This is a genomic window from Aeromonas sp. R4-1, assembly GCF_040908325.1.
Lineage (GTDB): Bacteria > Pseudomonadota > Gammaproteobacteria > Enterobacterales > Aeromonadaceae > Aeromonas > Aeromonas veronii.
In genome coordinates, this window is record NZ_JBFODM010000029.1 from 23,149 (window position 1) to 37,203 (window position 14,055).

Here is a 14,055-nt window from a genome sequence, read left to right on the forward strand (position 1 = left end):
TATTTCTTACCCAGCGCGACCGCTATTAATGCGGGGAAACTGGCTTTCGCCTTGCTAGTTCAAGCGCTGGCGCCCCATCAGGGAGTGGGAGAGCGTGGTGCCATCCACCAGCTCCAGCTCGCCCCCTACCGGCACCCCGTGGGCGATGCGGCTCACCTCCACCCCGGCATGACGGGCCATATCGGCGATATACCAGGCGGTGGCATCTCCTTCAATGGTGGGGTTGGTGGCGAGGATCAGTTCGCTGATCGCCTCATCTTTCAAGCGGCGCTCCAGAATATCGAGTCCCAGCTCCTCCGGGCCGATACCGTCCAGCGGCGACAGATGGCCCATCAGCACAAAGTAGCGACCGGAAAACTGGCCGGTCTGCTCGATGGCGGCCACGTCCGCCGGACTCTCCACCACGCAGAGCAGACCGTTCTCTTCCCGCTTGGGATTGGCGCAAATATCGCAGCGATCGTTCTCGGTAAAGGTGCGGCAGTGGCTGCAGTGGCCAATCTCGGTCAGGGCGCGAGAGAGCAGTTGGGCCAACCGCAAGCCGCCGCTGCGCTCACGCTCGAGCAGGGTAAAAGCCATCCGCTGGGCAGACTTGGGCCCCACCCCCGGCAATACCTGCAGGGCTTTCATCATCTCATCGAGCAGGGGACTGAACTTCATAACACTCCTTACACGGGCCTGCCCCTCGCCACCACCAGGGCCACGACGGGTCAGCAAAACAGGATAACGCCATTGGCGCAGGACTATACCCGAGCCCGCCGTCCATCGCCATCGGCTTGCCTACAGCGCTCGCAAAAACGCGGATAGCAAAAAGCCCTGATGTTTCCATCAGGGCTTTGCAATGTGGCGGTGAGGGAGGGATTCGAACCCTCGTGCTCGTACTTCACAGCACAAATATAGCCTTCAATTTCAATAACTTACGTAATGCTTTGTCGCAATAAAAGCAGCGTGATTGTCTCAGGTAATTGCTATGAGACTTATCGTACTCTTATATAGAAAATTAATTAAATGTCAACCCCATAAATTGTTGCAATCTTAACTATGTTGTAGCGCCAGACGGACCCACTCGGGGTCTGTCTGGGATTTTGCCAACAAGACCAATGTACATTCATCAATCACTATGTTTTGATGTAAGCTTAGTCCAATCCAACAAGGGCTTACTTATATTCAGTCGTCTGGCAGACGGTATTCATATCGAACAGCTCATTATCTTTGACGACGTTAGACACAAGGTCTTAAAATCTAATGGATCTTTGCCTAGGCCCTCTAGAACCAGATGTACAGCTTTACGCTCCCTTGGCTGTTTTTAAGCCGATGACTATCAACAACTGGTAAAATACTACATGTCTTTGCTCCATCACAGGTCTGTAAATTTAGGGGGTGACCCGATACAATAAGAAGCTACAGCATTCACCACGCTTATCAAGACAGACTGTAGTGCTGAATGTTAGGGAGGGTGCGAATAAGCACCCTCCACAACGAAACTGAAAAATTTAGTTTATTAAATTCAAATGCTTACAAGGGCGCATTTTTATGTTTGGTGACTTATTCGCACCTTCCCTAGTAGTGCGATTGTGTTTTCATCAACAGTTGCACCACCGAAAGTGGTTAAATCTACTAAATGGCATAACCGCACATTATTGTAGATATCCTCTGAGTTGCTCTCACAGGTTATATGATCACCAATCTTTATCCCCTTTATATCTAAGGGGACCGAAGTGCTGCTTGTCAACCCAGGCACACTACATCCAGATATAAGCAATACCAAAAGCCCTGCTCTTATATCCATTATTTCCTCCTTGATAAGAATGCACTGCTATATATAATTTTATTATTTTTTCCAATTAATTAAACTGAGCGGTCCAGGTTTTTCTTCGTGGAGTAAAACCAGCGTACTCACTAGCACGTTGGCACGTGCCCGAGGCCCAAGGCGCTCCTCCCGATCCCATCCCTCTATTTCCCGAACTTCAATCACGGTTGATGTATCAACAAAACTACGAATCAGGCATTGGAGTTTCTCTTTACCATATATTGAAACCAGATCATCATATCTTGCCACTGCGGCGTCATAGCCTCTCGGTGGTGATAAGCCTGCACTTGCAAACAAGGATTTAACTTCGAGAAACGGTAACTCGCGTAATAGTTCACTAGGAGCCATATCTGGCCCCCAGCGAACTAGGCCAATGACCATTAGCTCCTCGAGAATGTCATGGCCGTTTAAAAGGTCATTCAAGCGGCACCGCCGGGGTTGTTCTGATAGATACCATCTGCCAGCGTCTGGAGAAATCAGAGCCATCACATCAGCCAATTCATCACGACGCGATAGAGTCCCTCTAAGACCGAATTCTGTACCGACAAAATCCAATGGAAGCCAAGGATTCTTGCACTCGTCCAGATAACTATCCAATTGTGGCCAACGGATACCACATCGAGTTGCTTCAATAATGGCTGGCCAACGCGAAGATGACGTCCCATAAAGGAACTCTTCCAGAGCAATTATGAACGGACTAATACCATCTTCATAAAGCGCATAAAGCTTGACCTCCTGACCCGCGATGTTTATTGAAAATGACGTTGGCGATGGCAGCCGTCGCGGCGGCAATGGTCGGTCGGTGTTGAAAAAATATTCTGCCGCACTCGGCGTTTCACAACTAGGTTGGTCTGGCCGGGGGGGCCAATGGTGGGGCCATGGATCATCACATAACATACTTGGACAAGCTGGCCATAATACAGTGGGCTCAGAGGATGAATCTCTGTTTGTTGCAACGAGAATATTATTACTTGTCTGCTCGATTGTTTGTAAAGCGGTTGCATAGTGTTCGAGACGCTCCTGCAATTCACTTTGATAGCGTTCAAATTTCTCGAAATCCCGCTGCATCCGAGTCTGAACGGGATATGACAACACGTCGTGACGTGGATAGAGTTCTGCGGCCATCCTAGGCAAGTTATCCCGCCATTGGCGTACTATCAGCTCCTGCTGCGGGATACTGACCAACCTATGCTCGACAGCCTCACGAGCCCTCATGGCACGTTCATACGCAAGATTAAGTGCCTGAGCAAACGGTTTTACGATTCTTGGAGGCATTTAGATGTACCTAATCTCGTATGTTGGACTTCGTGTGCTTCGCCTTAACAAGTTTTTTTGGGTTGAGATGTATATATGAAGCAACAAGCTATAACGCCACCTTTTGACCAACACCTGCTATAGCTGGCAAACGAGATGGCTACCGCACGGAGGTGACAGCTCCCTGAGTGCTGCGTTTAACCAGCGTGGACATTGGTTATTCATAGGCTCTCGATGTTTGCAAGGGGCCCGAACGGAGATGATATCAAATACCGACCAGCCTTGCTGAAAAAAGTGTCATCTAACGTGCAGATTTTGAATTTTTTTGACGACGATCAGAGTTATTGGCGCTTGGATGGCAGACATATTGCCATACCACGTACTCACTTCAACTGCTTCGGGGGGTTAAATACTCTGCGAAAAATCTTGCCTGAGCACCTAAATAGCTGTTCCGAATAGTAGATCACTGGAGGAAGGGAACTCAGTCCAGTTTGTGCGATCTCATTAGTCGCCAAACAAAACAAGCCACACCCAAAGGACTGAGTTGATACCTATCCTACCACCCCTGCCACGACCAAAACGGCGCCGCATTCACAAAATCATCCATGCCACCCGTGATAAAGGACATGCTCGTCGCTTGATGGCCATCTTGCTGTTACATGAAGGACGCACAATCACTGATGTTCATCACCTTACCGGCGCTGCTCGCTCGACCATCGGTCGTTGGCTTCGGTGGTATCGGGATGAAGGCGTGGGCGCCTTGGAAGCCTTACCGGCTGGCCGTGCCCCAGTTTTACCTATCGCCAAGATAGTCACCTTACTGGTGCTGCTCATGCAGTTTTCTCCGCAAGATTTTGGTTATCAGCGCAGCCGCTGGTGTACCGAACTATTGGCTATCAAAATCAATCGGTTAACAGGCCTCAATATGGCAGCCTCCACGCTCCGCCGATGGTTACTGCGTATGGGCATTGTCTGGCGAAGGCCCGTGCCAACCTTGCGGATAAAAGACCCAGCTTATCAGGAGAAAATGGCGAATATCGACGCGGCTCTGGCCCGCTGTGATGCCGCTAATCAGGTGTTTTATGAGGATGAAGTCGATATAGACCTCAATCCCAAATTAGGGGCCGACTGGATGTTCAGAGCGCAGCAAAAGCGGGTTGTCACACCGGGACAGAACGCGAAACATTACCTGGCAGGCGTTCTCCATGCAGGCAACGGAAGAGTGCTTTACATCAGTGGGATAAAGAAAAACTCATCCCTGTTTATCGCCATGCTGGAAAAGCTGCGTCGCCACTACCGACGAGCCAAAACCATCACGCTGATCCTCGATAACTACATCATTCACAAAAGCAAACAGACCGAGCGATGGTTGAAGAAGAACCCCAAGTTCTGCCTGGTGTTCCAGCCAGTTTACAGCCCTTGGGTTAATCACATAGAACAACTGTGGCACAAGTTACATGAAACCATCACGCGCAATCATCAATGCAGAGGAATGGCCAGTCTGCTGGCCCGAGTGAAACACTTCATGAACACAGTGTCTCCTTTCCCGGGGAATGGCTATGGCACAGTGAAGGTGTAGCACTATTGGGATCAGTTATTTAGGAGGTCAGATCATCGAGTCACCAGATAGTTCCCGGATTTGTTCAACAAGGCCGGTTCAAGCAGCTGATGACAGAGAAGCTGAGTCTGCGCAAATATAACGGGCAAGTAGGTGAAGTCATGGGTTATGTGTGTGCCATGAACAAACTGTGCGCTCTTGGTCTGCCCGTTAGGCAGCCCCAAGTGTAACTGTCACCTGGGACTGGGGAAGTTACGTCCAGATAGCTGATTTGGGTAATAACGCCGCATATCGACCTTGAAAGCGACGAAAATAGCGGAAGTGAAGGTTCCCGTTATTGCCCGTGGTCGCGCATCGTGCGCCGAATAAAATAAGGGGTTGGCTGGCATAGCCCGTTGTTTCCTTGGCAAAAATGCTCGTCGAATTAGGCGAAGGAAATTAATGCAGAACAGGACCTTAGAAGGATGTTAAATGCTATATCCTCTTAAGGTCCTGTATAACTAACTGTGTATAAAAGTATCGATCCATGTGACTATCATTAATGGGTAATCAGGATCCTCACTCAGTCGATAAAACCGAGAGCACGTAGCTTATCAAGGGCCCGGTCCTGGTCGGCATTGGAGAAATCGGGCTCCTGAGCAATCCGAACCAGGCGGTCAAACACCTCTTTACTCTGAGAATCCAAAACTGCACAGACCGACGCTAATGAGACAGTGTAGCGATCGCTGCAAGCAGATGCCATCGCTTGAGCAAGCAAAGCGCTTGAACGAGTGCCGTTGTGCTTTTCAATACGCTTAAAAAGATCGTCAAAAATTTTCATTATTTACTCCGTTTCCCTTCAAGGGAAGATGTGAATAGGCTCCAGACGTAAAAATAGAAACGCCTGTGTGTTTAATTAAAAATTAAAACTTCGTGTGTGGCAGGGTGGTACTTATTCCCTGTTAGCACCTCCTTTAAGCTGGGTTAGTTTTATATTCTTGCGACGCTTCATTTTTCTAAGCTCACTCTCAAAGTCCATTAACTCAATACGAAACAGGGCTGCTATGTGTCTTTTTGAGCAGGCATGCTTCTTTGAGCTCAACGGGAACCGCCGGTTTCCAGGCACTATGTCACGGCAGCAGGCTCGCCGTTCTGTAGGGCTAAGGATAAATATCCTGTCTGAATTCATTTCACCATCCGGCAGTACTTTCCCTGATGCCCTATCTTTGAATAACTGAGTGGCCATCATTAGTTTTTTATTATATTCCTCATCCATAAAACACCCGGCAATCTATTTCAGCAACAGGCTATCAGGCTTATTAAGATGATTCAACAGATAATTTAAGATGAACCTAATAATAATTTTTCTAATATTTTTATATATACCTGCACGCGGTATTAATCTCCGCATTATGGACTACTCTCTTGCCGACTGACGTTGATGTTATTGCAATGAAATAGGTAGGTAGGCTTGAACTAATGGAATAGATGCCGCATGCAATTGCATGCGGCAACGCACGCTGGCTAACCTTTAACTTAAGGTGCTACCGACTATGCTGTGCCTGCGTAAAGTCGCTTATTGAGCCACCTGCGGCGCTATAACAACACCTCAACGGGTAGGTCCGCAAAATGCATAGGAGAAAGATATTTGTGCGCTTGACGATTGCTGCTGACAAAATAGCTTTTATCGAGCATGCTTGATGACGCTACATGAAGTAGTTGAAATGAAACTTAGAATAGTCAATCTCTCTTAAATACCTTATAAAATCCTTTCACATCAAATAATTCGCTATAATATAAAAGCTCCCACTCAGGGTTGTTTTGTAGTTTCTGTGAGAATACCTCGTTAGTCACGCATGAGATACAGACGCACTCAACACTAGGCTCAGCACCTAGTGCATTAACTAATTTTGTGAAAAATCCACACCCCTGCCATTCATATGGTATTCCGATCAACTCTATTGATGGACACGCCCTGAATCCATCCCTAAACCGTGGGTATTTTTTCATTATAAAATCAGGGAGTGTTGGTGGCACTCGGATCTCCAAGGTGATCCCCCCTTCTGAGTAATACAACGGTCTGACTGGATAGCCGACCGAACGAAACATCACAATAAAAGCATTGACAAGTGCATCAACGGCTTTATCCATGAGTTCTTCATCCGTCATTTGAACATCCATAAGATTTCTCCGCAGTAGGACGCTATTGAATTACGAGGAATGAGCCCACGGTAAACCGAGAGACTGCCACTGTCAAGGCGGACATCAAGATCATGTCATTGATTTCTAAGGGATTATTTATTGAAAAAATAATTGTACAAATTTTGCCCTTGGTTGCTTTTTGCTCTTTTTGAGTGTTAGCTGAACGATATTTGACCTATAACATGCCCATAAACAGAATGGATGTGGATGGGATGGTAAATATCGCTAATGCGGTAGTCATTACATGTGGATAATATGCTCGCAGAGCAATATAAATAAAAAACATTTTTGCCGTTCGATTTAATAGACACGAGGCTTAAACAGAACATAAACAGACGAATTCCTGCATATAGAATGACATCAATGCTTGAATGACATGTTCTAGTTGTTTTCAATGTGATTCATATTTTATTTTGAAAACAAAGGCTCAATTGTTTATTTTAGCATCATAATGCATTTTAAATGCAATGTCTAAAATCAGCACTAGGCGCTCTTGTACATGAAAGGGGGATATGTAAGGGGGGTAATTCTGGATGCAATCTATTTATAGATAGAGGTTCATTGCATGCTTGCATCCAGATGGTAGATATTGTGTGCTTAGGCTGACACATCAGTGAGTAAATCTGTGGCGATATACTCATACGTTTTATCCGGCCTCCTCTCCCGCCGAACCCAAGCATTTGCGACGCATTTTCTGATATAGTTTTTTGCCTGCCGTTCCTGTATGGAAAATTCCGCACAAAAGGAGTTCACTAACTCGGCTGCTGATACTGAGGTATGCCCACTCAGAGCTTTTTTCAGGGAAGTTAATAATGTGTTGTTATCACTATCATTCGCGCTGACGAATATCAGATGTTCTGTTCGGTTTAATAAAATCTCATCAGGAGTTTCAACCGCTCTCGAACTAAATCTGAGGCTGAATCTAGCCCCCTGCCCATCCCGCAATGCTAGTGACATAACCCCATCAGCCTCACCATGAATGGATGATGCCCCTCTGATACCAGCAGCACCTGCATTATAGTTCTCAGCTCCTGGTGAAGATTTTCTGGCATGATGCACAACAATATGTGCAGCGGAGCGGCTAATTTTTCTGATGGACCGCATTACCTGCCCCATCAAACCGTTATCATTTTCCGCCGCTGTATGCATCCTAGCTAGTACATCCCAAATAATCAGGTCAGGCTGGATCTCATTCACGATGGAGATCATTTTTTTCGCCTCTACAGGATCCAATACATCCGTTGTCTGGAAATCACCACACCGGAAAAAATTCCGCTCAATTGTTTGGTCAGTCACATTATTATGTGCTGTCATGGTTAAAAAGCGTTTCCAAAACAACCGATCTTTTAGCTCAAAATCCATATACAACACTCGTGCTGGATTTTTATTCTTCCAGTTGAGGAACTGTCCTCCACTGGCGATGGCCAATGCGAGCTGCGTTGCGAGCAGAGATTTACCAGATTTGGGGGCGCCATTGATGATCCACTGATCACCCTGCTCAATCAGTTCGTCCAACAACCAAATCGGTTTTTGCTCACTGGCAATCCGCCCCTCACTAACCCCCCAAGCTAACATTCTATTCTGGAGCATACATACTCCTCCCAAATAAAGTTATTATTATTTGTTGTTTTTATAAATCAATGGTAGATATTAATTATTGCTATTTATAAAGATAAACATTGCAAGTAATCTTGTATTGATGATGTTCCGCAAATATAAAAAACAAACGCCATTCAGAATATTTTACAACGAAAGATCTGAATCCATTTCATGACGTGCAGTCCTCTGGCAAGAGTGCTCGTGCTGAGATTTTAATGCATACGCTCCAGGCCTCATCCTGAAACTTGCAATTTTTTTGGCTGCTAATATAGGGTTATCCATTATGATTCTAAGACCTCGAGTAGCAATCTCACCGACCTCTGCGTACTCTCTACGGAGCCGCTCAAGGTCTGAACCTGCTCCTGCAACTGTTCGAGCGAAACGCTCATCTGATGAATGGAGTTCTCGGCAGAGACGTTGCTGTCGCTGGTATGCGTGTTCAAATACTGCAACATGGTCAGCAAGACCTGATGGTCGTTCATTATCTGCTGCTGTGTGACATGCTGCGATTGAACCTGCTCCCTGAGTGTTGCTATCGAGCTCATCTGCTCGGTGTTGATAAAACTGAGCAACTCTAATAATTGTTTCTCTAAATTCATGATTCACTCCTAGTAATGCTAAAATAGCGCTCAAAATTTTCATCAGCAGTTGAATTAATGCCTTTTCGGTGTCTACTGTTAGGGTTCCCTCAGGGTTAATTGGGGTCAGTGTGTAACCTGCATATAGCTGCATCTGCTGTTGCCAAAAAAGAGCATTTGTTGGCTGTTTGCGATGTCTCTGGGTTATCACTGCGGCCATACCTGTCGGTCGTCTCACAGGCCTCGGAGAGGGCATTGGGTGCAGCGTCTCAGTGACGTTATAGCGGCTCTGATTGAAGGCCCGGCGTTTGGCTATCCGCTCCTCAATCTGCTGCCAGAGTGCATCCAACGACGGTTGTGGAGGCGTTGTTATCGTCAACGTCGGTCTCACCACATCAATACTGGTAAACGCACGGCTAAATAAAGGTCCTTTCAGCCGAAAAGCCTTGATCTTTCCCTCTGGCACAATCCGTATGTAATCCTTTTTAGCCTCGACTTCGCTAATACCATACCTTTGTCGAGTCTGAGGTTGCTCCAGCCAATCAATCACAGCTTGTCGGTTACATAACTGACCCTGAGTTACCCGTAACTGCACCGCATCAGATAACGCTGCAATCAAGTCCGCATTTTTACTGTACCGTTGTATTGTTCCTGTCAGCCTCTGGCGTCGCGGATCATCTGGACGTGCGAGGTTATATTTCAGGTTGAGGTAATCACGGATCGCATTAAAATCACCTTCCGCACCTGGTGGGTGAGGGTTGAAATATTTTCCAGTGCGCAGATTAATCCGTGGGATTAAAAAATGATTCTCCAGATTTTGTTCATGCGTATGTTGTACCCACAAGATCATCCTGTCCTCTATGGGTAATCCCGCAAAAACCAGCTCCTCCATCAATGCACGAAATTCTTGAGCAATATCAGGATTGGAACTCAGCGTCTGGTTGTCCTCAATTGCATGTGCAATGACACCGCTGGTGTATTTATATTTATGTGGCGATATCTCGATTGCATAAGCAATGTCTCGTGGATTTCCAGCCAACAGCTCAGGTGGTGGAGTCCGTTGTACACCATGGATCAGTCTCAGTTGTTGGTTCAACCGATGAACCAATGGAGCGTCATTTTTATCACGAGCAACCCTAATCGCATCAGCGATTGTACTACGCTCATTTTTTTGTTGCGGCGTCAGAGCGCTGTAGATACCCAGTAGGTAATCTATTGGGGCGCTGGACTTAGTCTGGCGATGCCCATTGGTTGCAAAAAATCTAATCACCGCCATAGCTCATGCTCCTCATACTCACTCTCGATTAATGCTGGATTTACCTCCACTGCATCCTCGTCATCCTCACCTGAGTGTGACCATGTAGTGTCTGGGGTCGCAGTATCGCTTTTGTCATGGCATATAACCCGAGATGGCTGTGTTAATTGTGGTGATAACATCTCGTTGATTTTATCAACCTGCTCTTTATGTTGTTTTTCTAGTTCCCTGAGTTCGCATAAAATAAAAAGTAGATTTACATCGCCCTTATGGGAGTTACACCATTTTACCAGCTGATTGAAATTGTTATAAAACCCGGTCTGTTGCGCAATAAGATTATTTATTGTGTCGCGTAATGTTTCTGCTGGAGAAATGACGATTTTCAATTTTGTGAGAGATTGAGATGCTAACCTCGATACAGTGATGCTTGCATTTTTAGCCTTTTTCTCCCAACGACGTTTTTCCTCATATGTGCAGCGTAGCTCGATTCGATGATCACGGATCTCTGTAAAACTCGGCAGCATTTGTCGAACGATGTCTGTATCCATATTTACATCTCTAGCTATACCGTTAATAGTGACCGCGACATCGTCATTGATGCACCTGATAACGGCCCTTTCAATGAGCAGCATGAGATCAGGATCTCTTGTAAGCTCCTCACGTAAAGTGTTATTTTTGCTATTCCTTAATTTTTTATTTTCTTTTCCCACGTATTGTCTCCTGGCTGCTGAACAGCTCTAATTTATATATTTATTTAGCGGGTCTGGGCGGCAGCCCAGGTAGGTCCAGGGCGACAGCCATGGCAAGGCTCCGTACACCGTACATTGCGGAACGCAATTTGTACGGTGTAGGAGTGACCTTGCTCTTATTACTTTTCGCCAAAAAACGATTTGTCAAAAACACACTTTTTATCCATGTGCTTTTGCCTGATACGATGCCGTACAAATTCTGCCTACAACTATCCGTACAACCAATATTCTGGCTGCTGGAAATTCTGTTTATTTTGCTAAATTCTGTTGCCCGTCACTACCGTATTGCTCAGTGCCTGTTGTAGCCACGCCATTAATTGCTGGTGCATCTGTGGGTTAGCCATCAGTGCATTCAAATCAACAGGTGGTAATATGGCTGGCACGGATTTGGATGCCTCAACCAGTCCGGGATCATCACCATGAATACAATCGTGTAGGGCCACTTCTGCTTTGGCACCAAAGTCAGCCGCATCCTCGGTCAACCATCGACCATAGTGGCGCTCGATCATCGCAGTCCCGTTGTGCCCCATTTGCCGGGCAATCCACTCTACGTTCACGCCAGCAGACAACAGTTGGCTCGCGTAGGTGTGGCGCAGCTGAGATGGTCCACGGTATTTGACACCCACCAGGTCACAATGCGGCTGAAAAAATGTTTCCCTGTACTCGTCAACCGAGGCGTAGGGTCGCCTTGCTGGGCGGTTATAGGCTACCAAGGTACGGCTAATTATCTTTTTAGTGCGATTATCTGTCTGGGTTACCGTGATCGATCTGGGCCTACGATGGCTAGCCTGTGCTATCAAGATACGTGCGGCTATTATTCCCTGTTCAGTCAGCTCAATCTTCCGCAGCGATCCTTTGGTTTTTGGCGTCTTATAAGCACCATCAACCAACGCGAGATCTACCGTCAAGATCCGTTTGTCTAGATCAAATGCTTCAACGCTCACAGCCAGTAATTCACTGATCCGCAATCCGGTTGCAAGCCCTAATTGGATTAATGCCACTTCAATCGGATTGCTTTCTTGCCGTTGCAGCAAGAGTTTTATCTCTTTTTTTAGAAAGGGTTGCGGCTCTTCAATCTCAAACCGGCATTTCTTGATGCTATCCATCGGGCTCAATGCTATCAGGCCATCACTCTTGGCTCTGGCAAACACCTGCCTGAGAATATCGAGGTAATGATTAACGGTATTACCCTTATACCTCTTAAGGAGTTTGGCAATCATTAACTCTAATTTGGTCGTGGTGACCGTAACCAATAGCTCTTTTCCAATCAGCGTCTGAAGTTGCTTTGTCTTTCGATAATAGGCCTTAAATGTTGATTGGGCGTACTGGTTTTTCTTGATCGTCAGGTTTTCAGTCAATGCATCTGCAACAGTTTTTCGATCTAGTTCTGTGGCCTGCGGGTTCTTGTCATAGGTCATTTGCTCTCATTCCAGCTAACTCTTGCCAGCAGGTTACGAGCGTTCAAGTACTATGTCAATACTTTTCGATCACATATCTTTATGGATGTCAATATTTATATTTACAAATATTTATAGGGGCTAATATTGACATGGGCGCATGATATGAATTGGTACTGCAACGACCCACCGTATTGAGATGGGTTGGCTCCTGCGCCCTGGCTATGGCACCAGATGTCATGCTGTCTGGGAGGGGCGCTAACCGCTACATACAGCGCTTAGCGACATATCCAGAGCTCAGGTGGCCTCTCTTCAAATGACGGTCACTAGATCCGCCGGTATCAACTCGATCTTCGCTTTCAACAGGGCAATGCTCACCCGTTTGCCGTAGCGGCCAAAGGTCAGCCCCTCCTTGCTGTGTCCTACCAGCTCCGCCACGATGTGCTCTGCCACATCCGCCTGCTGCAACTCATCAACAAAGGTGTGGCGCATGCCATAGATCGTCGGCCGCCCCTTACCGACAATGCCTGCATTGGTGAGATGGCGCTGGAACCGACACACCAGGTTGTGTGACCAGTCGGCGTCCTGGCCCGAGGGTTTATCGTCAAACAGGTACTGGTTGCCCTGGCTACGGCAGTGGCCGACATACTCTAGGAAGTGATGTCCGATCAGTGCACTGTGCAGCGGAACATCACGGTAGGCGTTGGCCGTCTTGAGCTGCTGATCTTCTTCACCCGCCTCGACCACCAGACACCAGATCCCCTCGATCTGTTTGACGTTCTGGGTCTTGAGTTGACATGCCTCAGACGGGCGCAGTCCGGCGTAGAGGCAGAGCAGCGGCACCCAGAAGTCCTGGGGCTTGAGTTTTTTGCCTTTTTGGGATTGTTTGGCTCGCAGGCTCGCAAACAGGGTGTCCAGTTGCGGGCGATGCCAGCGTACCCTGGCTTCATCAGCCCGCTTTTTCACTGGCTTCTTGCCCGCCGTTAAGCTGTCGAACGGGTTGCGGCTGCAATAGCCCAGGATCATGCACCAGCGGAAGAACTGCTTGGTGGCGGCAAGGTAATCCGATTTGGTTTTGAAGCTGATACTGTCGTTACGGAGCAGAGTGTTACGGAAGGCTTGAGCTAGGGCAGGCGTTATCTCATCGACCTTGTGCCCCTTGGCCCAAGTGACGAACGCCTGAACCCGCAGTTGGAGTTGTCCGACGGATTTATGCTGGATCCCCTCACTGGCCTTACTCTCAATAAACTTCGTCAGCGCCTGTCTGAGGGGGATCCCTGTAGTAGGTGGAGAGGTATCGACGGGTTGCTTGATGGTCTGGGGAACGGAAGAAAGCGCAACAGAAAGAGCATGATATTGCGGTACGGTAAAGCCCGCCGCTTTGAATGCATCGATCTCAGCTCTGATCCAGGCATGAAAACTATGGGTCGTGGCATCGGCAGGTGTCGCCGCAATGAGGGTGCGGACACGCGCCGCCAGCACCAGATTACGGTCTACGGCAACTTGACGTTCTTTGGTAAGGAGGGAAGTGCGGATAGCAAACGGCAAGCCTCGGTCACGCAAAATCTTGGGCAAGGGAAGCCGAGTGTAGTAGGTGCCGGAGGCATTTTTACTCAGATACATGATTGTTCCACCCAGTTGATCCAGGAAAAAAATCACGTAAGTCTAGAAATGAAA

Annotated in this window: 11 protein-coding genes and 1 pseudogene; 2 read left to right on the forward strand and 10 right to left on the reverse strand. The window is 47.3% G+C overall.

All coding sequences use genetic code 11. The features are described from left to right. Positions 1 to 54: 54 nt before the first annotated feature. Together recR and AB5Y90_RS03535 are read right to left on the reverse strand one after the other, a co-directional pair. Positions 55 to 657 carry a recombination mediator RecR gene (recR, locus tag AB5Y90_RS03530; RefSeq protein ID WP_323910496.1) on the reverse strand — a complete coding sequence of 201 codons (603 nt, stop codon included), beginning with the start codon at positions 655 to 657 and terminating at the stop codon, positions 55 to 57. 1,171 nt (positions 658 to 1,828) lie between these two features. Next, positions 1,829 to 2,932: a hypothetical protein gene (locus AB5Y90_RS03535; protein WP_206668223.1), complete on the reverse strand. Its 1,104-nt coding sequence runs from the start codon at positions 2,930 to 2,932 to the stop codon at positions 1,829 to 1,831. Between the two features lie 676 nt (positions 2,933 to 3,608). On the opposite strand from AB5Y90_RS03535, the gene AB5Y90_RS03540 reads away from it, so the two are divergent. After that, positions 3,609 to 4,640 carry an IS630 family transposase gene (locus tag AB5Y90_RS03540; protein ID WP_368166575.1) on the forward strand — a complete coding sequence of 344 codons (1,032 nt, stop codon included), beginning with the start codon at positions 3,609 to 3,611 and terminating at the stop codon, positions 4,638 to 4,640. Positions 4,641 to 4,714: 74 nt separating this feature from the next. Beyond that, a pseudogene (locus tag AB5Y90_RS03545) lies at positions 4,715 to 4,849 on the forward strand (IS5/IS1182 family transposase); the annotation flags it as partial. A gap of 332 nt (positions 4,850 to 5,181) precedes the next feature. Here AB5Y90_RS03545 and AB5Y90_RS03550 read toward each other — a convergent pair. From AB5Y90_RS03550 to AB5Y90_RS03585, 8 genes are all read right to left on the reverse strand, one after another. Beyond that, entirely contained in the window at positions 5,182 to 5,439 is a 258-nt protein-coding gene (locus AB5Y90_RS03550; protein WP_123173249.1) for a hypothetical protein, read from the reverse strand. Between the two features lie 111 nt (positions 5,440 to 5,550). After that, positions 5,551 to 5,874, reverse strand: coding sequence for a hypothetical protein (locus tag AB5Y90_RS03555; RefSeq protein WP_368166571.1), 324 nt, complete (start codon positions 5,872 to 5,874; stop codon positions 5,551 to 5,553). Positions 5,875 to 6,338: 464 nt separating this feature from the next. Then, positions 6,339 to 6,779 carry a hypothetical protein gene (locus tag AB5Y90_RS03560; protein ID WP_139039452.1) on the reverse strand — a complete coding sequence of 147 codons (441 nt, stop codon included), beginning with the start codon at positions 6,777 to 6,779 and terminating at the stop codon, positions 6,339 to 6,341. A gap of 618 nt (positions 6,780 to 7,397) precedes the next feature. Beyond that, on the reverse strand, positions 7,398 to 8,390 hold the full coding sequence (locus AB5Y90_RS03565; RefSeq protein WP_201934485.1) for an AAA family ATPase: 993 nt from the start codon (positions 8,388 to 8,390) through the stop codon (positions 7,398 to 7,400). 153 nt (positions 8,391 to 8,543) lie between these two features. Beyond that, positions 8,544 to 10,253, reverse strand: coding sequence for a relaxase/mobilization nuclease domain-containing protein (locus AB5Y90_RS03570; RefSeq protein WP_368166572.1), 1,710 nt, complete (start codon positions 10,251 to 10,253; stop codon positions 8,544 to 8,546). After that, positions 10,244 to 10,942, reverse strand: coding sequence for a hypothetical protein (locus AB5Y90_RS03575; protein WP_103251391.1), 699 nt, complete (start codon positions 10,940 to 10,942; stop codon positions 10,244 to 10,246). The genes AB5Y90_RS03570 and AB5Y90_RS03575 overlap by 10 nt, the downstream gene beginning before the upstream one ends. A 296-nt stretch (positions 10,943 to 11,238) precedes the next feature. Then, on the reverse strand, positions 11,239 to 12,399 hold the full coding sequence (locus tag AB5Y90_RS03580) for a site-specific integrase (RefSeq protein WP_005346570.1): 1,161 nt from the start codon (positions 12,397 to 12,399) through the stop codon (positions 11,239 to 11,241). Positions 12,400 to 12,690: 291 nt separating this feature from the next. Continuing rightward, positions 12,691 to 14,001: a tyrosine-type recombinase/integrase gene (locus tag AB5Y90_RS03585; RefSeq protein WP_232090993.1), complete on the reverse strand. Its 1,311-nt coding sequence runs from the start codon at positions 13,999 to 14,001 to the stop codon at positions 12,691 to 12,693. Between the last annotated feature and the right edge of the window lie 54 nt (positions 14,002 to 14,055).

Coding starts and splice junctions, on each gene's coding strand:
- AB5Y90_RS03565 (WP_201934485.1), bottom strand. CDS start 8,390: ATGCTCCAGAATAGAATGTTAGCTTGGGGGGTTAGTGAGGGGCGGATT.
- AB5Y90_RS03570 (WP_368166572.1), bottom strand. CDS start 10,253: ATGGCGGTGATTAGATTTTTTGCAACCAATGGGCATCGCCAGACTAAG.
- AB5Y90_RS03585 (WP_232090993.1), bottom strand. CDS start 14,001: ATGTATCTGAGTAAAAATGCCTCCGGCACCTACTACACTCGGCTTCCC.
- AB5Y90_RS03580 (WP_005346570.1), bottom strand. CDS start 12,399: ATGACCTATGACAAGAACCCGCAGGCCACAGAACTAGATCGAAAAACT.
- AB5Y90_RS03560 (WP_139039452.1), bottom strand. CDS start 6,779: ATGGATGTTCAAATGACGGATGAAGAACTCATGGATAAAGCCGTTGAT.
- AB5Y90_RS03535 (WP_206668223.1), bottom strand. CDS start 2,932: ATGGCCGCAGAACTCTATCCACGTCACGACGTGTTGTCATATCCCGTT.
- AB5Y90_RS03555 (WP_368166571.1), bottom strand. CDS start 5,874: ATGGATGAGGAATATAATAAAAAACTAATGATGGCCACTCAGTTATTC.
- AB5Y90_RS03550 (WP_123173249.1), bottom strand. CDS start 5,439: ATGAAAATTTTTGACGATCTTTTTAAGCGTATTGAAAAGCACAACGGC.
- recR (WP_323910496.1), bottom strand. CDS start 657: ATGAAGTTCAGTCCCCTGCTCGATGAGATGATGAAAGCCCTGCAGGTA.